A 21,712-nucleotide genomic window follows, 5' to 3' on the forward strand; every position below is an offset into this window, starting at 1 on the left:
CGCATGATCGACTGGATGAGAGCGACCCCGGCGAGGCGGGGTGGCGACGTGGCTGGTCGTCCTCCCGCTATGGCAGCGGGCGGTAATAGGGACGGGCCAGGACGCGAGCATCGATCATGGGGCCTAGCTACCGTTTGCCGACCGTGGCAGTCAACGTCTCCATGAAGATCCTGGGATTCATGACCGGCACCTCTCTCGACGCGGTCGACATGGCGGTGCTGGAAACCGACGGCGAAGAGATCCAGGGCTTTGGCCCGGCGGGCGAGCGCAAGCTGCGCGAGGCGACCCGCGATCTGCTGCTGAAGACGACCGACATCGCCCGCGCCTGGCCGCGTGGCGAGCCCGAGCCGGCGATCTTCGATGAGGCTCGCCAAGCTGTCGCCGATGAGCACTTCCACGCCGCCGGGAGCTTCCTGGAAGAGCACGGCCTGGCCTGGAGCGAGTTCGACCTGCTGGGCGTCCACGGCCAGACGGTGCTGCACGAGCGGCCGACCGCCGAGCGTATGGGACGCACGGTTCAGCTGCTGGATGCAGAGCGTCTGGCGAAGGCCTGTGGTCGGCCCGTCGCCTACGACTTCCGCACCGCCGACGTCGCGGCCGGCGGGGAGGGGGCGCCGCTGGCCCCGATCTATCACGCCGCCCGCGCCCGGGCCTCGGGCCTAGCCGCGCCGGTGGCGGCGCTGAACGTCGGGGGGGTGGCCAACATTACCCTGATCGGCTCGGACGGGAGCTTGCTGGCCTTCGACACCGGCCCCGGCAACGGCATGATCGACCTGATGCTGCAGGCGCGCGGCATCGCCCGCTTCGACAAAGATGGCAAGCTGGCCTTGGTCGGCCGGGTCGACGAGCTGGCCTTGAACGCCCTGCTGTCGAGCCCGTATTTCGACGCGCCGGTTCCCAAGTCGCTGGATCGCTACGACTTCTCGCTGGAGCCCGTGGCGCACCTGTCGCCCGAGGACGCCGCCGCGACCCTGGTGGCCTTCACCGCCGAGGGCGTGTTCCGCGCCTTCAGCCAAGGCGGCCAGACGCCCGGGGCCCTGATCGTCTGTGGCGGCGGCCGGCACAATCCGGCGATCATGAAGACCCTGGCCGAGCGCGCGCCGGTCCCCGTGCAGGCCGCCGAGGCCTATGGCTGGCGCGGCGACAGCATCGAGGCCGAGGCCTTCGCCTATCTTGCGGCGCGAACGGCCAAGGGGTTGCCGATCAGCTTCCCCGGGACGACGGGGGTGAGGGCGGCGATGACGGGCGGGCGGGTCGTTACGCCCTGAGGGCTAATGCAGCTTCAGCCGTCCCGACACCCGCTGCTGCAGCAACCTCGCCAGCGCCAGGGTCGCCGTGCGGCCCACGCCCAGGATCGCCCGGTGGTGATCCAGGTGCAGCGACATGTAGGCCCACTTGGCGATCAGGCCCTCGACGAAGAAGTTCGGTCCGCCCAGGCCGCCCATCAGCGCGCCGACGCCCTTGTTGTCACCCAGCGAGACCAGCGAGCCGAAGTCGCGATAGACGAACGGGGCGTCGATCCGGCCCTGGTGCAGTCGGGCGATGAGGGCCCGCTCCAGATAGCTGGCCTGCTGGTGCGCGGCCTGGGCGCGGGCGGGGATGGTCTTGCCGTCCTTCCACGGCGCGGCGGCGCAGTCGCCCAGGGCCCAAATGTCAGGGGCCGAGGTCTCCAGATGGTCGTTGACCACGAACTGGTTGCCGCGATTGGTCTCCAGGCCAAAGCCGGCATTGGCCTCGGCCGCCTTGATGCCGGCGGCCCAGACGATCAGGTCGGCCGGAATGTCGCCCTGGCTGGTCTCCAGCCGGTCGGCGTGGACGGCCAGAACCTTGGCGTCCGTTCTGACCGCCACGCCCTTGCGCTCCAGGGCCAGAGTGGCCTTGTCGGCGATCTTTTGCGGCAGGCCGTTGAGGATGCGCGGCGCGGCCTCGACCACGCTGATGTCCAGGCGGAAGCGCTGCTCGTCGCCCAGGCTGTCCAGCAGCTCGCGGTGCGCCTCGATCAGCTCGGCCGACAGCTCGACGCCCGTCGCGCCGCCGCCGACGATGGCCACGCGCATGATCTTCTCGGGCGAGAACGAGGCCTTGGTGAAGGCGGCCAGCAGGCGAGCGTGAAAGGCCTCGGCGTCCTCGGTGCGTTCCAGCAGGTGCGCTTGCTCCGCGCCGGGCGTGCCGAAGAGGTTCGAGCCCGAGCCAATCGCCAGCACGCCATAGGTGAAGGTGATGGCCCGCTCGGGCGCCAGCAGCTGGCCGTCGTCGTCGGTGATGGCCTTCAGGGTCAGGCGCTTGGCGGCCGGATCGAAGGCAGACAGTTCGCCGAGTAGGAAGTTGAAGCCGTTCGAGCGGCCCAGGATCGAATAGGAGACGCCTTCCTGATGGACGTCCAGCGTGCCGGCCGCCACCTCGTGCAGGGTCGGCTTCCAGATGTGAAAGCTGGAGCGATCGATCAGCAACACGCGGCGCTTGCCCCGATGGGGTGTGCCGTGCCGGCCGCCCAGCCGACGCCCCAGCCGCGAGGCCAACTCCAGGCCGCCGGCGCCCCCGCCGACGATGACGATGTCGTAGTGCATCACCGCATCCTTGATATTCATCAATTGGTGAAAATATAGGATCGCGACCGATGTTACGCCAGGAACTTGATCTCGCCCCGCGCAAACGAAAAAGGCCTCCCCGGAGGGAGGCCTTCTTGACGTCGTCTAGATCGGGTTTTCCGCGATACGCTTGTCGAGATACTCGCTGACGCTCTTCTCGACGCTGGGCAGGTGCTCGGTCCAGAAGTGGCTGGCCTTGTCGATGACCTCGTAGTCGATCGTGATGCCCTTCTGGGTCCGCAGCTTGGTGACCACGCGCTCCACCTCGACCGGCGGGGTGATGGTGTCGGCCGAGCCCGTCAGGAACAGGCCGGAGGCCGGGCAGGGGGCCAGGAAGCTGAAGTCATACATGTTGGTCGGCGGCGACACCGAGATGAAGCCGTCCGTCTCCGGGCGACGCATCAGGAGCTGCATGCCGATATAGGCGCCGAAGTCGAAGCCGGCGACCCAGGTCTGGCTGGCGGCCGGGTTGGACGTCTGCAGCCAGTCCAGCGCCGTCGCCGCGTCGGCCAGTTCGCCGATGCCGGCGTCGAACTCGCCCTGGCTGCGGCCCACGCCGCGGAAATTGAAGCGCAAGGTCGCGAAACCGCGCTTCATGAACAGGTGGTACAGCTGAACCGACACGGGGTGGTTCATGTGCCCGCCGGCCTTCGGGTGCGGGTGCAGGATCAGCGCGATCGGCGCCGTCTCGGTCTTGCCCGGAGAATAGCGACCTTCGATCCGCCCGGACGCGCCGGTCAAAATCACATCAGGCATGTCGTTCCCTTGAGCTCGCGAGCGGTCCGCCATCCGACGATTTGGGGCGTCGAATACTTGACTACTGCGCTTGGTCTTCCTAGATCGCAACCAGTCGCGGGCTGGAGGGCCCGCGCGCGAAGTCGCGGCTTGTAGCACACGCAAAAGCCGATGCGCGCGGAATCTGCAAGGGGTAAGGCGATGCGCCTGAGCACCAAAGGTCGATACGCGGTCATGGCGATGACCGACCTGGCCAAGCGCCAGGACGAAAGCGAGGGCCGCGCCGTGGCCCTGGCCGAGATCGCGTCGCGTCAACAGATCTCGCTCTCTTATCTGGAGCAGCTGTTCGCGCGCCTGCGCCGCAAGGGTCTGGTGATCAGCGCCCGCGGACCCGGCGGTGGCTATCGGCTGGCCAAGGCGTCGGCCGAGACCTTTATCTCCGACATCGTTCTCGCGGTCGACGAACCGCTGCGCGCCACGCGCTGCAACTTCACCAAGGGCCAGGCCAAGGGCTGCATGGCCGGTGGTGAGCGCTGCATGACCCACGGCCTGTGGGAAGAGATGGGCCGTCAGATCCACGGCTACCTGGCCTCGGTCTCCGTCGCCGACGTCCTGGCGGGCAAGCTGCGCCCGGTCGGCCCCCTGGAGATCGCGGCCGAGTGAGCATGTCCCGCACATCGGTCTATCTCGACTATAACGCCACGGCCCCGATGCGGCCGGAGGCGCGTGAGGCGCTGCTGCGCGCCCTGGGGAGCCCGGCCAATCCCTCGTCGGTCCACGCCGCCGGCCGCGCCGCGCGCGACGTGGTCGAGCGCGCCCGGGCCGAGGTCGGGGCCCTGGTCGGCGTGCCCGCTGGTTCCGTCACCTTCGTCAGCGGCGGCACGGAGGCCAACGCCCTGGCCATCGAGAGCGCCAAGGTCGCGGGCGTCCAACGCGTCATCATCAGCGCCATCGAGCACGACGCGGTGACCGAGACGGCGAAGGCCTCGGGTCTGCCGGTCGAGGTTCTGCCGGTCGATGGCAATGGCGTCACGGATCTGACCTGGTTGGCCAAGGCCCTTGAAATTCCTGGCAAGACCCTGGTCTGCGTGATGCTGGCCAACAACGAGACCGGCGTCATTCAGCCGGTGGCGGAGGCCTCCAGCCTGGTCCGCGCTCACGACGGGTTGCTGCACGTCGACGCCGTTCAGGCGGCCGGCAAGATCGCCGTCGATTTCTCGGCCCTTGGCGCCGACACGATGGCGCTGTCGGCCCACAAGTTGGGCGGTCCGCAAGGCGTCGGGGCCCTGGTCGCCGGAACGCGCGCCACAATCACCCGCCGCCAGCACGGCGGCGGTCAGGAGCGCGGCCGTCGGGCCGGCACCGAGAATGTCGCGGGGATCGCGGCCTTCGGCGCGGCCGCCAGGGTTGCCCAGGAAAGCCTTGCCTCGATGGCCGAACAGGCCCAATGGCGCGACGCCTTGGCCCAGCGGCTCCAGGCGGAAGGCGCGGTCGTGCTCGGCGAGAGCGCTGATCGCTTGCCGCAAACCCTGTGTTTCGCCGGCGAGGGCTTCGGCTCCGAGGTCCAGGTCATGAACATGGACCTGGCCGGAGTCATGGTCAGCGCCGGCAGCGCCTGCTCGTCGGGCAAGGTCAAGGCCAGCCGCGTGGTGGAAGCCATGGGCCGGTCCGATCTCGCCCCGTTCGCTCTGCGTGTGAGTGGCGGCTGGGCGAGCACGGAAGACGATTGGAACAAGTGCGGCGACGCCTGGCTCGCCGCCTGGAAGCGTATCGGCGCACGGCGCCGGGAGGTGGCGTAGTGGCCGCGGTCAAGGAAACTGTCGAAACCGTCGCCGCGCTCGAAAAGTACGAGCACGGCTTCACGACCGATATCGCGCAGGAGTTCGCCCCCAAGGGTCTCTCCGAGGATATCGTCCGCTTCATCTCGGCCAAGAAGGACGAGCCGCAATGGATGCTGGACTGGCGGCTGGAAGCCTATCGCCGCTGGCTTGAGCTGGAAGAGCCGACCTGGGCGAAGGTGAACTTCCCCAAGATCGACTACCAGGACAGCTACTACTACGCCGCCCCCTCGACCAAGGAAGGCCCCAAGAGCCTGGACGAGGTCGATCCCGAGATCCTGGCCGTCTACGCCAAGCTGGGTATTCCGCTTAAGGAACAAGAGGTTCTGGCCGGAGTCGAAGGCGCGCCGCGCTATGCCGTGGATGCGGTGTTCGACAGCGTGTCGGTCGTGACCACCTTCAAGAAGGAGCTGGCCGCCGTCGGCGTCATCTTCTGCTCGATGAGCGAGGCGGTCCGCGAGCATCCCGAACTGGTGCGCCAGTATCTGGGCAGCGTCGTGCCGACCTCGGACAACTATTTCGCCTGCCTGAACAGCGCCGTCTTCAGCGACGGCTCGTTCGTCTACATTCCGCCGGGCGTGCGCTGCCCGATGGAGCTGTCGACCTATTTCCGGATAAACGCCAAGGATTCCGGACAGTTCGAGCGGACTTTGATCATCGCCGACAAGGGCGCCTATTGCTCGTACCTGGAGGGCTGCACGGCCCCGATGCGCGACGAGAACCAGCTGCACGCGGCCGTGGTCGAGCTCGTCCTGCTCGAAGACGCCGAGATCAAATATTCGACCGTCCAGAACTGGTACCCGGGCGATCCCGAGACCGGCAAGGGCGGCATCTACAACTTCGTCACCAAGCGCGCCGACTGCCGGGGCGACCGCTCCAAGGTCTCGTGGACCCAGGTCGAGACCGGCTCGGCCATCACCTGGAAATACCCGTCCTGCGTGCTGCGCGGCGAGGGTTCGTCGGGCGAGTTCTATTCGATCGCCGTGACCAACGGCCATCAGCAGGCCGACACCGGCACCAAGATGATCCACCTGGGCGCCAATACGAAGTCGCGGATCGTCGCCAAGGGCATCAGCGCCGGCAAGTCGACCAGCACCTATCGCGGTCTGGTCAGCGCTCACCCCAAGGCCAAGGGCGCGCGCAACTTCACCCAGTGCGACTCCTTGCTGATCGGCAAGGACTGCGCGGCCCACACCGTGCCCTATATCGAGGCCCGCAACGGCAAGTCGGTGTTCGAGCATGAGGCCACGACCACGCGGCTGTCGGACGACCAACTCTTCTACTGCCAGCAGCGCGGCCTTTCCCAGGAAGAGGCCGTGGCCCTGCTGGTCAATGGCTTCGTCAAGGACGTGCTGCAGCAACTCCCCATGGAATTCGCCGTCGAGGCCCAGAAGCTAGTGGCGATTTCTCTCGAAGGATCAGTCGGTTAAAGATGCTTTCTATCCAGAACCTTCACGCCCGCGTCGAAGACAAGCCGATCCTGAAGGGCGTCACGCTGGACGTCCCGGCCGGCGAGGTCCACGCCATCATGGGCCCGAACGGGGCCGGCAAGTCGACCCTGTCCTACGTGCTCTCCGGCCGGGGCGGCTATGAGGTCACCGAGGGCTCGGCGAGCCTGAACGGCGACGACCTTCTGGCGCTGGAGCCCAATGAGCGGGCGGCCAAGGGGCTGTTCCTGTCGTTCCAGTATCCGCTTGAAATTCCTGGCGTTCCGGCCCTGACCTTCATCCGCACCGCCCTCAACGCCCAGCGCCGCGCGCGGGGCGAGGACGAGGTCGCCGCGCCGGCCTTCCTGAAGCTGGCCAAGGAGAAGGCCGCGGCGCTGAAGATAGACTTCGAGATGCTCAAGCGCGGCCTGAACGTCGGCTTCTCGGGCGGCGAGAAGAAGCGGATGGAGATCTTCCAGATGTCCATGCTTTCGCCGAAATTCCTGATCCTGGACGAGACCGACAGCGGCCTCGACATCGACGCCCTGAAGATCGTCTCCGAGGGCGTCAACGCCCTGCGTTCGCCCGAGCGCGGCTTGCTGGTCATCACCCACTACCAGCGCCTGCTGGACTACATCAAACCCGACAAGGTCCACGTGCTGGCCGCCGGCCGCATCGTCGCCTCGGGCGGTCCGGAACTGGCTCTGCAGCTGGAAGCCGAGGGCTACGACAAGTATGTGAGCGTCGCGGCGTGACCCTTTCGACCGCCCTCAAGACCGGCGACCTGACCGCGCTCCCCTCGCGGCGCGACGAGGACTGGCGCTGGACCGACCTGCGGGGCCTGCTGCGGACCTTGCCGCCGGCCGCGCCGGGGCATGACGGTGAGGTTCCCGCCGGTCCGTTCGCCGGGCTCGCCACGACCGAGACCCTGTTCGTCAATGGCCGCCGCGTCGCCGGCGCCGAGACCGCCTCAGGCGTTGTGGCTCTGCGCTTCGTCGCCCTGGCCGACAAGGTCTCGCAGACCGCCAGCCACGCCCTGGTCGTCAAGCCGGGCGAGACCCTGGTCCTGCTGGAAAGCCACGAAGGCCGCGCCGCCGGCTATGTGTCCGACGTCACGCTCGACATCGCCGTGGGCGAGGGCGCTTCGGTCGAGCGCATCATCCTGGTCGAGGATGATGCGGAGGCCATCAACGTCGTCACCGCCGAGGTCGACCTCGCCCCCGGCGCGACCTATGCCCAGACCGTCCTGACCTCGGGCGCGCGCCGCCAGCGGATCGAGACGCGGGTCAACCATCCCGGCGCCCACGCCCAGGTCCGCCTGGACGGCGTCTATCTGCTGGACGGCCAGCGCCACGCCGACCAGACCACGGTCGTCACCCATGCCGGCGTCGACGGCGTCACCAGCCAACTGACCAAGGGCATGGTCAATGACCAGGCGCGCGGCGTCTTCCAGGGCCGCATCGTGGTCTCGCCCGGCGCCGACCAGACCGACGCGCGGATGGGCCATCACGCCCTGATCCTGTCGGACAAGGCCGAGATCGACGCCAAGCCCGAGCTTCTGATCTTCGCCGACGACGTTTCGTGCGCCCACGGCAACACGATCGGCGCCCTGGACGAGGAAGCGATCTTCTACGCCCGCCAGCGCGGCATCCCGGAGCTCGAGGCCAAGGCCATGCTGACCGTGGCCTTCGTCGGCGAGGTGGTCGAGCGGATCGGGCACGAAGGCGCCCGCGTCATCGCCGCCGCCTGGGTCGCCCGAAAGCTGGGGAGTCCCGCGTAATGGCCTTTGACGCCCCCTTCGATGTCGCCGCGATCCGCCAGCAGTTCCCGATCCTGCGACGCACTGTACACGGCAAGCCGCTGATCTATCTGGACAGCGCCGCCAGCGCCCAGAAGCCCGACGCGGTGCTGGACGCCATGATGGGCCTGGCTCGCACATCCTACGCCAACGTCCATCGCGGCCTGCACACGCTCGCCAACGAAACGACGGAAGCCTATGAAAAGGCGCGCGAAACCGTCGCGAAGTTCATCAATGCCGAGCCGACCGAAGTCGTCTGGACCAAGAGCGCCACCGAGGCGGTGAACCTGGTCGCCAGCTCGTTTGGCCTCTCGCTGAACGCCGGCGACGAGATCGTGCTCTCGGAGATGGAGCACCACGCCAACATCGTGCCCTGGCACTTCCTGCGCGAGCGCAAGGGCGTCGTCCTGAAGTTCATCCCGGTGCTGGACGACGGCCGGCTCGACATGGAGGCTTTCAAGGGCCTGCTGTCCGAGCGCACCAAGATGGTCGCCGTCACCCACATGTCGAACGTGCTGGGCACGGTCAACGAGGTGGCCGAGATCGTCCGCCTGGCCCACGCGGCCGGCGCGCCGGTGCTGCTGGACGGCTGCCAGGCCATCGTCCACGCCAAGGTCGACGTGAAGGCGCTGGACGTCGATTTCTACGTCTTCTCCGGCCACAAGCTCTACGGTCCGACCGGTATCGGCGTGCTCTATGGCAAGGCCGAGCGGCTGGCCGCTCTGCCGCCCTATCAGGGCGGCGGCGAGATGATCGGATCGGTGTCTATGGACCGCATCACCTACGCGGATCCGCCGCATCGCTTCGAGGCCGGCACGCCGGCAATCCTGGAGGCCGTAGGCCTGGGCGCGGCGATCGAATGGCTGAACGGCCTGGATCGCGACGCCGCCTTCGCCCACGAGCACGCGCTTTATGAGCGCGTCGCCGAGCGGCTGCGCGGCGTCAACGGCGTGCGGATCCTGGGCGAGGCGCCCGGCAAGGGCGCGGTGCTGTCGTTCACGGTCGAGGACGCCCACGCCCACGATATCGCCCAGGTGCTAGACCGCTACGGCGTCGCCGTGCGCGCCGGGACCCATTGCGCCGAGCCCTTGATGCGCCGTTTTGGCGTGACCTCGAGCGCCCGGGCCTCCTTCGCCCTATATAACACCGAAGCCGAAGCCGATGCGTTCGTGGACGCGTTGGCCAAGGCGCGTAGCTTCTTCAGTTGAGCCGACCGATGACCGACGCCGCCGCTTCCTCCGAGCCCGTGACCGCCCTCTCGAAGGACGAGCTCAACCGGTTGACCGATCAGCTGATCGAGAAGCTGAAGACCGTCTACGACCCGGAAATCCCGGTCGACATCTACGAGCTGGGCCTGATCTACAAGGTCGACGTCAGCGACGACAAGGACGTGGCCATCGACATGACCCTGACCGCCCCGGGCTGCCCGGTGGCCGGGGAAATGCCGGGCTGGGTCCGCGACGCGGTGATGGAAATCCCCGGCTTGAAGTCGTGCAATGTCGAGCTGGTCTTCGAGCCGCCGTGGGATTCCTCGCGGATGAGCGACGAGGCCAAGCTGCAACTGAACATGTTCTGATCGGTTCAAAACCCATGGAAGCCGCGATCACCGCTCGTCCCCGCCGTCCACGCCCCAAGGTCGTCACCCTGACCGACGCCGCGGCCGCGCGCGTGAAGGAGATCATGGCCCGGGCGGATAAGCCCTATGCGGGGCTGCGCGTCGGCGTGAAGAACGGCGGCTGCGCGGGTTCGGAATACGTCTTCGAATACGCCGCCGAACGCGGCCCGATGGACGAGGTGGTCGAGGACAAGGATGTCACCATCCTGATCGAGCCCAAGGCCGTGCTGTTCCTGATCGGGACCGAGATCGACTACGAGATCACCAAGCTGTCGTCGAAGTTCGTGTTCCACAATCCGAACGAAACCGACGCCTGCGGCTGCGGTGAGAGCGTGACGATCCAGCCGGCGCCGGAAGGCCCCGAAGCGAGCGAGCACTGATGCTGGCTCGCACGCCGTCCTGCGTCGAATGCGGCCTGGCCTGGGGCGCGCCGCGCTTCAAGCACGAGGACGAGGCGCCACTCTACTGGTCGGACACCGGCCTGCTGTGCTCCTCGACCTGCGCCCAGACCCACTTCGCCAAGCGCCGCGCCGAGGGGACCTTCGTGGCGATCCCGGTGGAGTGTCCGGTCGAGGTTTAGGCCGAGGCTTCCGCCGCCTTTGGCGCCGTGGCTATGTTCTTCCGGCCATCCCACTCCACCAGCACCGACGGTTTTACCGGCTCGCCGCGCGCCAGGGCGATCAGCTCATTCGTGCGGCCTTCGATCGCCGCTTCCATCCGCGCCATGAAGTCATCCTTCTCCAGGCCCTGGGGCAGGGGCGGCAGGAACTCGACGGTGGCGGCGCCGGGCGTCTTGGCCTTCTGCTGCTGCTTCCAGAAGCAACCCAGGTTGGTCGCCACCGGCACCACCGGCAGGCCGAAGTCCTTGCTCATGTAGTAGACGCCGGTGCGATAGCGGAAGCGCTCGCCCGGCGCGGCCAGGTGGCCCTCGGGATAGATCAGGATCCGCCGGCCCTCGGCCGCGACCTGGGCGGCGCTTTCGGACAGCGCCTTGCGCGCCTCGGGACCGCCGCAACTGTCGACGACGATGGCCCCGAACTTCTTCAGGATCGCCCCGACGAGCGGGAACTTCTCCAGGTGGTCGCCGGTGACGAAGCTGAGGTTGTCGACATGGGCGAACATCACGAAGCCGTCGCCCCAGCTGTGGTGCTTGGCGGCGATGATGCAGGGGCCCTCGGGCAGGTTCTCCTGGCCCTTCAGCTGCACCTTCACGTCGGCGAAGAACCCCAGCGCCCACAGCATCCGCCGGCTATAGAGCCGCAGCGTGAAGGTCACGGCCTCGCGTCCGGGCGCGAGCGCCGCGAACGCCGCCGACAGGCCATAGAAGATCGACAGGACCCAGTAGTAGGCGTTGAACAGCGCGCTGCGCATGGGATTGGTCTCTCTAACGAGCGAAGAGCACGGCCTTGACGGCCGCCGTCATCAGGGGAGCGTGGGCCGACAGGGCGTCGTCGCCCAGACGGCCATAGGCCTTGTTCTGCGCGGTCTGGGTGATGACCCCGATGGCCATGGCCGCCAGCACCCGGGGATCGCCCGGCGGCAGCTGGAGATCCATCATGGCGCGCTTGATGATGGTCTCGACCAGGGTGACCGGGTCGCGCCCGTCCTCCTGGTAGTAGGGCAGGAAGTGATGCAGCTGCAGCAGGTGGAACGAGAACAACAGCCAATCCTCATCGGCCACGGCGCAATAGGCGCGCACCAGGGCCTCGGCCTTGGCTTCGACCCCGTGAACCGCGCCGGCCTCGTCCTCGATCAAGCTCGACAGGCGTCTGTGGCAGTCCATGAACAGGCCAACGGCCAGGGCGTCCTTGCTCTTCCAGTGGCGATAGATCGCGCCTTCCGACACGCCGGCGCGGGCGGCGATGGTCTTGGTGGTGGCCGCGTCGACGCCTTCGACGACGAAGGCCTCGAGGGCAGCCCGTTCGATGCGAGGCTTGGCGCTCATGAGGCGAGCATCTCACACCGCCTTCAAAGCGCAAGTGAGCGTTCACTTACATTTCCGTGATCGGCTTGACCCCGGGCGGCGGGGCGGCGACACACGGCCATGGTCCAGACGGTTCTGATCTATTCGATGGGCGAGGTGATCGGCGACGGCCTGATCAAGCTGCCCTTCATCGCCGGCCTCCGCGCGGCCTTTCCCGAGGCCCGCATCAGTTGGTGCGCGGCCAAGGGCGAGACGGTCTACGCGGGGCCGCTGAAGGCCGTGGTCGCCGGCTACGTCGATGAGGTGATCCTGGACGGCCGTAACGGCGCCAGGCCGCTGGACGGTCTGCCGTGGTCCAAGCCGTTCGACGGCCGCAAGTTCGACCTCGTCATCGACACTCAGGAGAACCTGCGCCGCAGCGGTGTCGCCCATCGCGGTGCGGCTGGACGCTTCGTCTCGGCCGCCCGCCATGCGCGCGACAAGGACTGGCCGGCGGCCGTCACCGACCGTCTGGCGCGGCTGCTGAACTTGGCCACGGACGGGCAGGGCGCGCCGACGCCACTGGCGCTGAACAACCCCGACGCCTTCAAGGCCGCCGAGGCGCTGCTGCCGACCGGCCCGACCTATGTCGGCCTGGCGCCCGGCGCGGGCGGCCAGGACAAGCGCTGGCCGCTGGAGAACTATCTGGAGCTGGCGCGCCGGATCGTCGCCAAGGGCTGGACGCCGGTCTTCCTGTTCGGCCCCGACGAGGCCGAGGACGCCGCCGTGGCCGCGCGGGAGGTCCCGCAAGCGCTTCAGCCCGAGCGGAACCGTACGGACGGCCTCACGGCCGTGAAGGGGCCGCTGCTGGTCATCGCCATGGCGGGACGGCTGGCGGCGGGCGTCGCCAACGACGCCGGCCCGGGCCACATGCTGGCCGCCGGCGGCGCGCCGCTGCTGTCTCTGCAACAGGACCGCCGCAAGTCGGTGAAGTTTCGCCCGGCCGCCCGTCGGCTTGAGATGCTGGTCGCCGAGGACTACGGAAGCGGAATGGGCGCCCTGCCGGTCGACGTGGCCTGGGCGGCGCTGGAACGTCTGGTCACGGGAGCCGCCTGAATGTCCATCCTCGCGCCGATCTCGGCGGGCGAACTGGTCGACAAGATCACCATCCTGCGGGTCAAGGCCCAGCGCATCGGCGATCCGGCCAAGGAAGCCAATGTCCGCAAGGAGCTGGCCCTGCTGGAGGCCACGGCCGCCGAGCACCTGCCCGACAATGCCGACATCGCCCGCCTGACCGACGAACTGACCACCGTCAACGCCGCGCTGTGGGACATCGAGGACGGCAAGCGCGACTGCGAACGACGCCAGGACTTCGGCCCGGACTTCGTCGCCCTGGCCCGCCGCGTCTATATCGACAACGACAAGCGCGCCGCCATCAAGCGCGCCATCAACGAAGCCGCCGGCTCGGAAATCGTCGAGGAGAAGAGCTACAAGCCCTATCTCGCGACGTCCGGAGAATGACCCAAGTCGTTCGCGGCGCTCGGGAAATGGTGGCTGGCATGACGCCGGACCTGAAGCCCGGCGCCTATGTCTTCTGCGCCGCCGGCGACCGCGACTGGGCGGGGCTTGAGCCCTTGGCCATGTTCCGCGAAGCCGAGGGCGTGAGCCTGATCCTCGAGCGCGACGCGGCGCGAGCCGCTGGCTTTCCGGTCGAGGCGCCGATGGCTCTGATCACGCTGAACGTCTACTCGGCCCTCGACGGCGTCGGCCTGACGGCCGCCGTGGCGACGGCCCTGGCCGAGGCCGGGATCGCCTGCAACATGGTCGCGGCGCTGAACCACGACCACGTCTTCGTGCCAGCGGATCGCGCCGACGAGGCCCTCGAGACCCTGCGCCAGCTACAGGCCGCCGCTACCGCCCCTTGAACGAGGCCGCGCGTTTCTGGAGGAAGGCGGCGACGCCCTCGAGGAAGTCTTCGGTCTTGCCGGCGAATTTCTGGGCCTTGCGCTCGGCGTGCAGCTGGCCGGTCCAGTCGCTGTCGAGGCTGTCCCACACCAGCTTGCGGATGGCCCCCAGCGCCGCCGGGCCTCGGGCCAGTTCCAGGGCCAGGGCCCGGGCCGTCGGGATCAACTCGGCGTCCGGGACGCAGCGATTGACCAGGCCCCATTCCAGGGCCTTGGTCGCCGGAATCTTGTCGCCCAGCAGCATCATCTCCATGGCCCGCGCCTTGCCGATCAAGCGCGGCAGCAGGTAGGTCGAGCCGCCGTCGGGAACCAGGCCGATGCGGCGGAAGGCCTGCAGGAAATAGGCGCTCTCGGCGGCGACGATGATATCGCCCATCAGGGCGATGGAGCAGCCGACACCGGCCGCCGGACCGTTCACCGCCGTGACGATCGGCAGCGGGAAATCCTTCAGCAGGGTCATCAGAGGATTGTAGGTGCTTTCCAGCGCCGAGCCGGCGTCCGGCTTGCCGTCGACGTCCAGTTCACGCCCGGCCGCGCCGCCGCCCGACAGGTTGGCGCCCGAGCAGAAGCCGCGGCCTTCGCCGGTCAGGATCACCGCGCGGGCCTCGATCTTGCCGGCCGCGGCCCCATGAGCGATTTGGGCGAAGGCGTGGGTCAGCTCGCGGGCGATCTCCAGGCTGGCGGCGTTCAGCGTGGAGGGATCGGCGAGGGTGACGGTCGCGATGCCGTCTTCGGTCGAGACTCGGATCTTCTGATAGTCCACGGCGCGGTCCTCCCTTGGTCTTTGGGGAAGTCTAGGCGCCTTTGCCCCTTGGGAAGGCCAGTGGAATTTTCCAAAGAAGTTGGAATCTTCACATGAGAACGCCGCCGATCGTGAGACCGGCGGCGCCTAAGGTAGGTCTTCTGCTGAAGAGGTTCAGGCCGCGTTGGCCGAGGCCGGCATGGACTCCGCCGCGGTGACGCGATTGCGGCCGCCACGCTTGGAGGCGTAGAGCGCCACATCGGCGCGTTCCATGAGAGAGTGTCCGCTCTCGCCCGACTTTCGCTCCGCGAAGCCCGACGAAATGGTGATGGCGCCCAGGTCCTCGTTGGTCGAACGGCGCTTGAGCATGCGCGAGGAGACCTCGACGCGGATCTCTTCCAGGGTGGTGGCGACGGTCGCGGCCGACTCGCGCGGGAAGATCATGGCGAATTCCTCGCCGCCGTAGCGGGCGGCGAACCGCGGCGGGGCGGCGACGCGGCCGATCACCGAAGCGACGTAGCGGATGACCTGGTCGCCGGTCTGGTGGCCCCAGGTGTCGTTGAAGCCCTTGAAATGGTCGATATCGAGCACGGCCAGGCAGATGCTGGCGTTCTGCTCGTCGCCCTCCGCGCAGGCGCGCTCCAGCTCTTCGTCGAAGGCCTTGCGGTTGGCGAGGTTCGTCAGACCGTCGGTGGTGGCGTCGCGGCGAACCTGTTCCAGGTGCTCGCGCAGGCGTTCGACCTCGGCGGTGGAGTCGGCCAGGCGCGTTTCCAGCGACTGGTTTTCCTTGTGGACGCGGCGGGTGGCGTCGGCCAGACCCGAAACGAGCGTCTTGATGGCATCGACGTCGGTCGGCGCATCCAGGCTCTTGCTGGCGCCGGCCAGCTGCTTGCCGAAGGCTGCGTTGGACTTCTGAGCGTTCTGGATGGCCTTGGAGACCGCTTCCAGTTCTTTCGACAGAAGGTCGCCGGCGTCGCGAATCTGTTCGTTCAGGCGCGCCTTGGGCAGGTAGGTCGCGGCCAGTTCTTCGCTGACCAGTTCGGTCATCGGCTCGCCTAGCGAGATCAGGCGGGTCAGTTCACGGGCCAGGGCGCCGTCGGGATCGGCCACATAGTGGGTCCACAGTTCGAAGTTCAGCGCGGTCGGCCAAACCTGGTGGCGCTCCATGAGCTCCAGAGCACGTGCGGCGATCTTGTACGCTTCGGGACCGCGCAGCGTGGTTTCGACGTCCGACATCTCATCTTCCCCCGTTCAGCGGTTCCCCTGGCGGAAACGCCGACGCTTGGAGCGCCACCCTAGTGCCGAGAGTTCTTACGAGGCGTTAAGACCGACGTTCTCTTGCGTAGGAAACGACCAAGCGTCATGGTTATCATTGATAAGATGAGCACCGCGCCGCCATGGCCGGGCCAGGGTAGGGAGGCGAAAATCATGAACGCACCGGTCAATCTGTCGTTCGACGCCCACAAGGCCGCGATGACCGACGTCCTGCGGCGTCAGAAGGCCGCGCATCTGCGCGATGGCGCGCCCAGTGTCGAGAAGCGCATCGACTGGCTGAACCGTTCGATCGACCTGCTGGTCGGCCATCAGGCGCAGATCGCCAAGGCGGTGAACGAGGATTTCGGCTCGCGCTCGCCCGAGGCGACGGCCCTGACCGATGTCGCGGGCTCGATCGGGCCGCTGAAGTTCGCGCGCGAGAACGTCGCCAAGTGGGCTAGGCCGGAGAAGCGCAAGACGACCCCGGCGATCCTGGGCCTGTTCGGCGCCAAGGCGACCGTGCAGTGGCAGCCCAAGGGCGTGGTCGGGGTGATCAGCCCCTGGAACTTTCCGGTCAACCTGACCTTCGCCCCGCTGGCCGGCGTGTTCGCCGCCGGCAACCGGGCGATGATCAAGCCGTCGGAATTCACGCCAGCGACCTCGGACCTGCTGAAAGCGATGTTCGCCAAGGCGTTCTCGGAAGAGGAGGTCGCGGTGTTCGTCGGCGGGCCCGAGGTAGGCCAGGCCTTTTCGGGACTGGCCTTCGACCATCTGGTGTTCACCGGCGCGACCTCGGTGGCGCGCCACGTGATGCGGGCGGCGGCCGAAAACCTGGTGCCGGTGACCCTGGAGCTGGGCGGCAAGAGCCCGGTGATCCTGTCGCGCGGGGCCGACATGGCCACCGCCGCGGCGCGGATCATGAACGGCAAGACCCTGAACGCCGGCCAGATCTGTCTGGCGCCGGACTACGTCCTGGCGCCGCAGGAGGACGTTGAGAGCTTCGTCAAGGAAGCCCAGGCCGCCGTCGGCCGCTATTTCCCGACGATCAAGGACAATCCCGATTACACGGCTGTCGTCGCCCAGCGTCACTACGACCGGGTGAAGGGCTATGTCGACGACGCCCGGGCCAAGGGCGCGCGGGTGATCGAGATCAATCCGGGCGGAGAGGACCTGTCGCAGCAGGAGCACCGCAAGATCGCCCCGACCCTGATCCTGGATCCCACCGACGACATGACGGTGATGCAGGAGGAGATCTTCGGTCCTGTCCTGCCCGTGAAGGGCTACAGGACCGTCGATGAGGCCGTGGCCTATGTGAACGCGCACGATCGGCCACTGGCCCTCTACTGGTTCGGGACCGACGAGGCCGAGAAGGATCGCGTGCTGGCGGGCACCACCAGCGGCGGCGTGACGGTCAATGACGTGATCTTCCATGTCGCTCAGGAGGACCTGCCGTTCGGCGGCGTCGGGCCGGCCGGTATGGGCGCCTATCACGGCCACGACGGCTTCCGCGAGTTCAGCCACCGCAAGGCGGTGTTCCAGCAGCTGAAGAAGGACATCGCCCCGATGCTGGGCCTGCGCCCGCCGTACGGCGAGGGGATCCGCAAGTACCTGGCGGGGCAGATCAAGAAGTAGGGCTCAAGACGTAGCCAAGCGCGGCGGGTCATGCTCCAAGCGGCGCATGACCGCGCCGCTGTCCCTGCGCCCCATCGTCGAAGCTCGCGACCTGCCGCCCATGCTGACGGCGGAGCTGCGTGAGCGGTTCGCGCGGGGCGAAGCCGGGGTGGCGTTCGCGCCGGAACATGACGCCTCCATCGGCGCGCCGCCGGGAACGCTGGCGGGACCGCGGGCGGCCGCCTGGCCTCACGACATCGCCGCGCCCCTGCCGGTCAATGTTCCGGCGCTCTGCGCGGTCGGCGAGAGCTGGTGGATTCCGCGGTTCGGCGGGCTGATCGGCGTCGACGGCGCGCTCTACAACGCCACCATCGGCGAGGCCCGGCATGGATCCGGTGATCTGTCGGCCCTTCCGGGCGTGCTGGACAAGGCCACGCGCTTCGTTCCACCGGCGTCCGCGCCCGAGATCGAGGCCGGGGCGGTGTTCCTGCCGTGGGGCGGGACCTTCAACTACGGTCACTTCGTCATCGACGCCCTGCCATCGCTATTGGCGCTGGAGCAGGCCGGGCTGCTGGACGGGGTGCCGGCCCTCGCGCCCAAGCTGACCGCCTGGCAAAGCGACCTGATCGGCATGGCCTTTCCGGATCTAGAGATCCGCGAGGTCGCCGCGCCGGTCGCGCGCTTGAAGCGGGCAGTATTCGCCACCAGCATGGACCACTTCCTGCACCACCCCAACGGCCTGGTCGCCGATGTCGCCCAACGCGTGCTGGAGCGCGCGCCGGCTGGGCGCGGCGTCAAGCGCGTCTATCTCTCGCGACGCGGTCAGTCGATGCGGGTGATGGTCGGCGAGGCGGCGTTCGAAAAGGCGCTGGCGGCGCGCGGCTTCACGATCGTCCGGCCCGAGACCTTGAGCGCTGGCGAGCAGGTCGCGCTGATGCGCGAGGCCGAGGTGCTCGTCGGCGCCAGCGGCGCGGCCCTGGCCAATGCCGTCTTCCTGCCCAAGGGGGCGCGGGTCGTGGAGATCCAGCCGCTGAACTTCACCAGCCAGTGGGTGCGAGCGGCCTGTCGCCAGGTCGGAGTCGACTGGCGCGGCTATGTCTGCGCCTCACCGGCCCCGGCGCGGCAGGCGCCGGTGCTGGCGAGACTCCGTAGAGGTTTCAAGTTCGCCTTCAGGCCGCCGCTGGACGACCTGCTGAGCGTCGTGGACGCCGTTCTTTAGAAATCAGGGCGCTCTAGCAGGCTGTTGAAGAAGCCTCCCGTCTGGCGATGAAGTTGGCTTCGTCGCCGCCGTGGAAGCAGATCTGGCCCTTGAGGGAGCCGTCGGGCTGGAGTTGAGCCCATCCGTCGCCCTGGGCCTCATCCATTTCGTCGTTTCCGCGCCAGTCGAACTGCACGGCGTCGTGGTCGCCGGCGGCGGCGAAGGCGCCAGTGACGCAGCCGAAGGCGAACTGGCCATGGGTGGCTTCGAAGAGGATGTAGGCGGGCTCCATCATGTCCCGATAGTCGTCAGTGTAGTCGGGCGTCTGGACGATGCGCCACTGGCCCAGGACGCTCATGCCGGGGCCGCCAGGAGCTTGGGCAGACGGATCAGGTTGTAGGCCGCCAGCGCCAGGGTGAAGGCGGCGTCGACCTTGGCGCGGCCGCGCACCTTGACCTTGGCTAGGCCGGCCGAGCCCTTGATCCAGCCGAACACCTCTTCGATGCGCTTGCGACATCGCTGGCTGATCGCATAGCCGGGGTGGCGCTTGGTGCGGCCGTCAATGGCGGTCGAGCGCGGCTTGCCCAGCTTGGACAGGTGGCCATCGACGGCGATGTGCGGTGTCACCCGGCGCGCCCGAAGTTGGCCAATGAAGTCGCGCACGTCATAGGCCTTGTCGGCGCCCAGGGTGATCCGACGCCGGCCGCTTCTTCGGTCCAGCATCGCCACAGCCGCCTCGCGCTCGGCTGTGCCCGTGGCCAGGGTCACCCCACCATCCGTCACCAGGCCATGGCGGTTCTCCATCAGGGCGTGGCCCATATAGCAGAGCCTCGCCGGCTGGCCGTCGCCCTTCTTATAGAGCCGAGCCTCAGGATCGGTGGTGCTGCGGTGCGTCTGGTTGGAACGCTTCTCCTTGTGGAAGCCGCGCTCGGCGTTGCGACCCGGCCCCTCGGGATCGCTGTCGTCGCCATCGACCCTGCGGAAGCTCTTGGTCGACGCCCAGGCTTCGATCAGCGTGCCGTCCACCGAGAAGTGGTCTGACGACATCAGCCGCTTCACCCGAGGCTGGGCCAGCACCGCGCGCAGGAACTTGCCGGCGATCTCGCCCGCCAACAGCCGGTCGCGGTTCTTGGTGAAACTGGAATGATCCCAGGCCGCATCGTCCACGCCAAGACCTACAAACCAGCGGAACAGCAGGTCAAACTCCATCCGCTCCATCAACTGGCGCTCCGATCGGATGCCGTAGAACGCCTGCAGCAGCATGGCGCGCAACAACCGTTCCGGCGGGATCGACGGACGTCCCAGCCTCGGCGGATAGAGCGCCGCGAAGTCCGCGCTCAAATCCCCAAGCGCCCCGTTCGCGATCTCCAGGATCGGCCGCAAGGGATGATCGCGCCGAACCCGAGCATCCAGATCTACATATGAGAACAGCGACCCCGTCCGCTCGTCCGACCCGCGCATCCACCCCTCCAGAGCTCCCGCCCAAAGAGTGAATCATGTCGAACTCCGCCCCGCTACGGACTTCTTCAACAGCCTGCTAGAGGATGCCCTTGCGGCCCGGCGCCCATGGGTCGAGCGATTGCTGCTCCTCGCGCTTGACCATGCCATAGTAGCCGGCGACCCAGACGATCACGAAGGTGACGAGGCCGCCCCAGAAGCCGCCCGGCGTGGCGAACCATACCGTGAAGGCGCTGATGCTTGAGGCCAGGCCCAGCATCGCCCAGCGCAGCAGCACCGAGAACGCGTGATAGGTCTTCTCATGCGCGATCAGCACGGCTTGCTTGTCGAGTTCGGGTTCGATGGCGGCCATGTTCAGTCCTCCCATTCTTGTTGGGCGCGACCGAGCCGGACTCCGGCGCGATCGAGCCGAAAACAGACTGTATGATAACAGCGTTCCGCGAGGTGGGCTACGCCGCCGTCGGCGCTGATCACGGCGTGTAGCCGCAGAGTTCGTTCTTGAAGCCCTTGGCGTCGCCCTGGATGGAGAATTCCAGGTGATCCGGGTTGGATCGCGACTGGCCATCCTCGCTGGCGACGAAGTGCATGGGCACGCGGATACGTCGGACGCATCCATCCTCGCGATCCGACGACGGAACGCTCAAGCCCAGGACGATCGAGGGCGCGATATCCTTTTCGAGAACGGATATGATCTCCTGGCGGCGCTTCGAGGATAGCCCGGGGATGGTGAAGGACAGGTGGCCGTAGGTCGACGTCTCGCTCAACAATTGAACTAGCCCCCGCCCCTGGATGTCGAGCTTGAACGTGACGCCGTAGGTGTAGGGCTCGTTGGCCTCGGGCTGCGAGAACCATTGTCCGTCGGTAGGCGGCGCCTCTGGGTCGGGCGCCTTGCCGATTGGCAGGAACTCCGCGCCGTTCGGGTTTGGCTTGACGGCGTAGCTGATGGGCGCCTCGATCCTGAGCCCACCTGGCGCGGGCTTCAGCGTGGCCTCGTAATATTCCTCGCCGACGAAGAGCGCCAGCTTTCCGACGCCGCCGGCGGGCAGCTCCGGAAATGGTCCCACGAAGCCAGGGAAGGCGGTCGGAAGGGGATCCGATTTCTCCGGATCTCCGACCATGGGAACCTCGAGAAGGAAGTTCACCAGGCCTACTGGCTTAGAGAGGTCCGCACCCGAAATGACGCCGATCAGGAGGGCGGCCTGGGTGCGGCGCAGGTCCGCCTCGGCCTGTTCCGCGGCCTGCGCGGCGAGTCTGCCTTTCTCCGCGTCACGATGGGCCTGATAACCGGAAATCCCGCCCGCCACGATGATCAGGACGACAGCCATCCAGCCGACGCCGCGTATCTCGTTGATCTGACCGTCCTTGGCGAAGAAGACGCCAGCCAGGCCAGACGCCATGACGATCGCGATGGCGAGATATTTCCAGGCGTCCATGATCGCGCACCCTATTTGCGCGAACATCATGGCATATGCGTCCTGGAGTTGCTAAGGGATTTGCCCGAGCTTCGGCCGCCCCCGGCGTCGCGCCAAAGGAAAAGCGCCGGACGAGAGCCCGGCGCTTCTGCTTTTTTGAAAGATCGGC

Annotated in this window: 26 protein-coding genes; 15 read left to right on the forward strand and 11 right to left on the reverse strand. The window is 67.6% G+C overall.

The window, feature by feature from the left end; translation table 11 throughout:
• Positions 1-67 precede the first annotated feature (67 nt).
• On the reverse strand, positions 68-118 hold the full coding sequence (locus tag ACW175_RS11385) for a hypothetical protein (protein ID WP_492104948.1): 51 nt from the start codon (positions 116-118) through the stop codon (positions 68-70).
• Between the two features lie 43 nt (positions 119-161).
• Here ACW175_RS11385 and ACW175_RS11390 point away from each other — a divergent pair, with 43 nt between their 5' ends.
• Positions 162-1,268: an anhydro-N-acetylmuramic acid kinase gene (locus ACW175_RS11390; protein ID WP_492104574.1), complete on the forward strand. Its 1,107-nt coding sequence runs from the start codon at positions 162-164 to the stop codon at positions 1,266-1,268.
• A 3-nt stretch (positions 1,269-1,271) separates the two neighbouring features.
• Here ACW175_RS11390 and ACW175_RS11395 read toward each other — a convergent pair whose 3' ends face one another.
• Positions 1,272-2,567: an NAD(P)/FAD-dependent oxidoreductase gene (locus ACW175_RS11395; protein WP_492104575.1), complete on the reverse strand. Its 1,296-nt coding sequence runs from the start codon at positions 2,565-2,567 to the stop codon at positions 1,272-1,274.
• A 126-nt stretch (positions 2,568-2,693) separates the two neighbouring features.
• Positions 2,694-3,344: an alpha/beta hydrolase gene (locus ACW175_RS11400; RefSeq protein ID WP_099577728.1), complete on the reverse strand. Its 651-nt coding sequence runs from the start codon at positions 3,342-3,344 to the stop codon at positions 2,694-2,696.
• Between the two features lie 180 nt (positions 3,345-3,524).
• On the opposite strand from ACW175_RS11400, the gene ACW175_RS11405 reads away from it, so the two are divergent.
• Genes ACW175_RS11405 through ACW175_RS11445 form a run of 9 tightly spaced genes read left to right on the forward strand, consistent with a single transcriptional unit; the run spans position 3,525 to position 10,581 of the window.
• Positions 3,525-3,986, forward strand: coding sequence for an Rrf2 family transcriptional regulator (locus ACW175_RS11405; protein ID WP_492104576.1), 462 nt, complete (start codon positions 3,525-3,527; stop codon positions 3,984-3,986).
• Complete coding sequence (locus ACW175_RS11410) at positions 3,983-5,122, forward strand: cysteine desulfurase family protein (protein ID WP_492104577.1); 1,140 nt, start codon at positions 3,983-3,985, stop codon at positions 5,120-5,122. The genes ACW175_RS11405 and ACW175_RS11410 overlap by 4 nt, the downstream gene beginning before the upstream one ends.
• Complete coding sequence (gene sufB, locus ACW175_RS11415; protein WP_492104578.1) at positions 5,122-6,591, forward strand: Fe-S cluster assembly protein SufB; 1,470 nt, start codon at positions 5,122-5,124, stop codon at positions 6,589-6,591. The genes ACW175_RS11410 and sufB overlap by 1 nt, the downstream gene beginning before the upstream one ends.
• Positions 6,592-6,593: 2 nt before the next feature.
• The gene (gene sufC, locus ACW175_RS11420) at positions 6,594-7,343 is read left to right on the forward strand and encodes a Fe-S cluster assembly ATPase SufC (RefSeq protein WP_492104579.1); all 750 of its coding nucleotides are present in this window, start codon (positions 6,594-6,596) and stop codon (positions 7,341-7,343) included.
• Complete coding sequence (gene sufD / locus ACW175_RS11425) at positions 7,340-8,368, forward strand: Fe-S cluster assembly protein SufD (protein WP_492104580.1); 1,029 nt, start codon at positions 7,340-7,342, stop codon at positions 8,366-8,368. The genes sufC and sufD overlap by 4 nt, the downstream gene beginning before the upstream one ends.
• On the forward strand, positions 8,368-9,594 hold the full coding sequence (locus tag ACW175_RS11430; RefSeq protein ID WP_492104581.1) for an aminotransferase class V-fold PLP-dependent enzyme: 1,227 nt from the start codon (positions 8,368-8,370) through the stop codon (positions 9,592-9,594). The genes sufD and ACW175_RS11430 overlap by 1 nt, the downstream gene beginning before the upstream one ends.
• Positions 9,595-9,602: 8 nt before the next feature.
• Entirely contained in the window at positions 9,603-9,962 is a 360-nt protein-coding gene (locus ACW175_RS11435) for an SUF system Fe-S cluster assembly protein (RefSeq protein WP_492104582.1), read from the forward strand.
• Positions 9,963-9,976: 14 nt separating this feature from the next.
• Complete coding sequence (locus tag ACW175_RS11440) at positions 9,977-10,381, forward strand: HesB/IscA family protein (RefSeq protein ID WP_492104583.1); 405 nt, start codon at positions 9,977-9,979, stop codon at positions 10,379-10,381.
• On the forward strand, positions 10,381-10,581 hold the full coding sequence (locus ACW175_RS11445; RefSeq protein ID WP_492104584.1) for a hypothetical protein: 201 nt from the start codon (positions 10,381-10,383) through the stop codon (positions 10,579-10,581). Before ACW175_RS11440 ends, ACW175_RS11445 begins: the two co-directional genes overlap by 1 nt.
• On the opposite strand, the gene ACW175_RS11450 is transcribed toward ACW175_RS11445, so the two are convergent.
• Both ACW175_RS11450 and ACW175_RS11455 read right to left on the reverse strand, forming a co-directional pair.
• Positions 10,578-11,372, reverse strand: a complete 795-nt coding sequence (locus tag ACW175_RS11450) for a lysophospholipid acyltransferase family protein (RefSeq protein WP_492104585.1) — start codon at positions 11,370-11,372, stop codon at positions 10,578-10,580. The genes ACW175_RS11445 and ACW175_RS11450 overlap by 4 nt on opposite strands.
• Positions 11,373-11,385: 13 nt before the next feature.
• Complete coding sequence (locus tag ACW175_RS11455; protein WP_492104586.1) at positions 11,386-11,946, reverse strand: TetR/AcrR family transcriptional regulator; 561 nt, start codon at positions 11,944-11,946, stop codon at positions 11,386-11,388.
• Positions 11,947-12,045: 99 nt separating this feature from the next.
• On the opposite strand from ACW175_RS11455, the gene ACW175_RS11460 reads away from it, so the two are divergent.
• Genes ACW175_RS11460 through ACW175_RS11470 form a run of 3 tightly spaced genes read left to right on the forward strand, consistent with a single transcriptional unit; the run spans position 12,046 to position 13,829 of the window.
• Positions 12,046-13,020: a glycosyltransferase family 9 protein gene (locus ACW175_RS11460; RefSeq protein WP_492104587.1), complete on the forward strand. Its 975-nt coding sequence runs from the start codon at positions 12,046-12,048 to the stop codon at positions 13,018-13,020.
• Positions 13,021-13,425, forward strand: a complete 405-nt coding sequence (locus ACW175_RS11465; protein ID WP_492104588.1) for a DUF6165 family protein — start codon at positions 13,021-13,023, stop codon at positions 13,423-13,425.
• Positions 13,422-13,829, forward strand: a complete 408-nt coding sequence (locus ACW175_RS11470; RefSeq protein ID WP_492104589.1) for an ACT domain-containing protein — start codon at positions 13,422-13,424, stop codon at positions 13,827-13,829. The genes ACW175_RS11465 and ACW175_RS11470 overlap by 4 nt, the downstream gene beginning before the upstream one ends.
• Here ACW175_RS11470 and ACW175_RS11475 read toward each other — a convergent pair.
• Positions 13,816-14,631 carry an enoyl-CoA hydratase/isomerase gene (locus tag ACW175_RS11475; protein WP_492104590.1) on the reverse strand — a complete coding sequence of 272 codons (816 nt, stop codon included), beginning with the start codon at positions 14,629-14,631 and terminating at the stop codon, positions 13,816-13,818. The genes ACW175_RS11470 and ACW175_RS11475 overlap by 14 nt on opposite strands.
• A gap of 153 nt (positions 14,632-14,784) precedes the next feature.
• Positions 14,785-15,846: a GGDEF domain-containing protein gene (locus ACW175_RS11480; RefSeq protein ID WP_492104591.1), complete on the reverse strand. Its 1,062-nt coding sequence runs from the start codon at positions 15,844-15,846 to the stop codon at positions 14,785-14,787.
• A 192-nt stretch (positions 15,847-16,038) separates the two neighbouring features.
• Between ACW175_RS11480 and ACW175_RS11485 the strand changes: the two genes are divergently transcribed.
• Together ACW175_RS11485 and ACW175_RS11490 are read left to right on the forward strand one after the other, a co-directional pair.
• Entirely contained in the window at positions 16,039-17,496 is a 1,458-nt protein-coding gene (locus tag ACW175_RS11485) for a coniferyl aldehyde dehydrogenase (protein WP_492104592.1), read from the forward strand.
• A 46-nt stretch (positions 17,497-17,542) separates the two neighbouring features.
• Positions 17,543-18,694, forward strand: a complete 1,152-nt coding sequence (locus tag ACW175_RS11490) for a glycosyltransferase family 61 protein (protein WP_492104593.1) — start codon at positions 17,543-17,545, stop codon at positions 18,692-18,694.
• A 13-nt stretch (positions 18,695-18,707) separates the two neighbouring features.
• On the opposite strand, the gene ACW175_RS11495 is transcribed toward ACW175_RS11490, so the two are convergent.
• The 4 genes from ACW175_RS11495 to ACW175_RS11510 form a co-directional block, all read right to left on the reverse strand.
• Complete coding sequence (locus tag ACW175_RS11495) at positions 18,708-19,031, reverse strand: hypothetical protein (RefSeq protein ID WP_492101776.1); 324 nt, start codon at positions 19,029-19,031, stop codon at positions 18,708-18,710.
• Positions 19,028-20,134: an IS5 family transposase gene (locus ACW175_RS11500; RefSeq protein WP_492101777.1), complete on the reverse strand. Its 1,107-nt coding sequence runs from the start codon at positions 20,132-20,134 to the stop codon at positions 19,028-19,030. The genes ACW175_RS11495 and ACW175_RS11500 overlap by 4 nt, the downstream gene beginning before the upstream one ends.
• Positions 20,135-20,210: 76 nt before the next feature.
• A complete protein-coding gene (locus ACW175_RS11505; RefSeq protein WP_492104594.1) occupies positions 20,211-20,483 on the reverse strand; it encodes a hypothetical protein in 273 nt (90 codons plus the stop codon).
• 118 nt (positions 20,484-20,601) lie between these two features.
• Positions 20,602-21,564, reverse strand: a complete 963-nt coding sequence (locus ACW175_RS11510; RefSeq protein WP_492104595.1) for a hypothetical protein — start codon at positions 21,562-21,564, stop codon at positions 20,602-20,604.
• Between the last annotated feature and the right edge of the window lie 148 nt (positions 21,565-21,712).

Source organism: Caulobacter sp. FV1ye6ST, from assembly GCF_058681225.1.

Excerpts from the sequence above, each read along its gene's own strand:
- ACW175_RS11390 (WP_492104574.1), top strand. The coding sequence starts at position 162 with ATGAAGATCCTGGGATTCATGACCGGCACCTCTCTCGACGCGGTCGAC.
- ACW175_RS11395 (WP_492104575.1), bottom strand. The coding sequence starts at position 2,567 with ATGCACTACGACATCGTCATCGTCGGCGGGGGCGCCGGCGGCCTGGAG.
- ACW175_RS11400 (WP_099577728.1), bottom strand. The coding sequence starts at position 3,344 with ATGCCTGATGTGATTTTGACCGGCGCGTCCGGGCGGATCGAAGGTCGC.
- ACW175_RS11405 (WP_492104576.1), top strand. The coding sequence starts at position 3,525 with ATGCGCCTGAGCACCAAAGGTCGATACGCGGTCATGGCGATGACCGAC.
- sufC (WP_492104579.1), top strand. The coding sequence starts at position 6,594 with ATGCTTTCTATCCAGAACCTTCACGCCCGCGTCGAAGACAAGCCGATC.
- ACW175_RS11430 (WP_492104581.1), top strand. The coding sequence starts at position 8,368 with ATGGCCTTTGACGCCCCCTTCGATGTCGCCGCGATCCGCCAGCAGTTC.
- ACW175_RS11435 (WP_492104582.1), top strand. The coding sequence starts at position 9,603 with ATGACCGACGCCGCCGCTTCCTCCGAGCCCGTGACCGCCCTCTCGAAG.
- ACW175_RS11440 (WP_492104583.1), top strand. The coding sequence starts at position 9,977 with ATGGAAGCCGCGATCACCGCTCGTCCCCGCCGTCCACGCCCCAAGGTC.
- ACW175_RS11445 (WP_492104584.1), top strand. The coding sequence starts at position 10,381 with ATGCTGGCTCGCACGCCGTCCTGCGTCGAATGCGGCCTGGCCTGGGGC.
- ACW175_RS11450 (WP_492104585.1), bottom strand. The coding sequence starts at position 11,372 with ATGCGCAGCGCGCTGTTCAACGCCTACTACTGGGTCCTGTCGATCTTC.
- ACW175_RS11455 (WP_492104586.1), bottom strand. The coding sequence starts at position 11,946 with ATGAGCGCCAAGCCTCGCATCGAACGGGCTGCCCTCGAGGCCTTCGTC.
- ACW175_RS11460 (WP_492104587.1), top strand. The coding sequence starts at position 12,046 with ATGGTCCAGACGGTTCTGATCTATTCGATGGGCGAGGTGATCGGCGAC.
- ACW175_RS11465 (WP_492104588.1), top strand. The coding sequence starts at position 13,021 with ATGTCCATCCTCGCGCCGATCTCGGCGGGCGAACTGGTCGACAAGATC.
- ACW175_RS11470 (WP_492104589.1), top strand. The coding sequence starts at position 13,422 with ATGACCCAAGTCGTTCGCGGCGCTCGGGAAATGGTGGCTGGCATGACG.
- ACW175_RS11480 (WP_492104591.1), bottom strand. The coding sequence starts at position 15,846 with ATGTCGGACGTCGAAACCACGCTGCGCGGTCCCGAAGCGTACAAGATC.
- ACW175_RS11485 (WP_492104592.1), top strand. The coding sequence starts at position 16,039 with ATGAACGCACCGGTCAATCTGTCGTTCGACGCCCACAAGGCCGCGATG.
- ACW175_RS11490 (WP_492104593.1), top strand. The coding sequence starts at position 17,543 with ATGACCGCGCCGCTGTCCCTGCGCCCCATCGTCGAAGCTCGCGACCTG.
- ACW175_RS11495 (WP_492101776.1), bottom strand. The coding sequence starts at position 19,031 with ATGAGCGTCCTGGGCCAGTGGCGCATCGTCCAGACGCCCGACTACACT.
- ACW175_RS11500 (WP_492101777.1), bottom strand. The coding sequence starts at position 20,134 with ATGCGCGGGTCGGACGAGCGGACGGGGTCGCTGTTCTCATATGTAGAT.
- ACW175_RS11505 (WP_492104594.1), bottom strand. The coding sequence starts at position 20,483 with ATGGCCGCCATCGAACCCGAACTCGACAAGCAAGCCGTGCTGATCGCG.
- ACW175_RS11510 (WP_492104595.1), bottom strand. The coding sequence starts at position 21,564 with ATGGACGCCTGGAAATATCTCGCCATCGCGATCGTCATGGCGTCTGGC.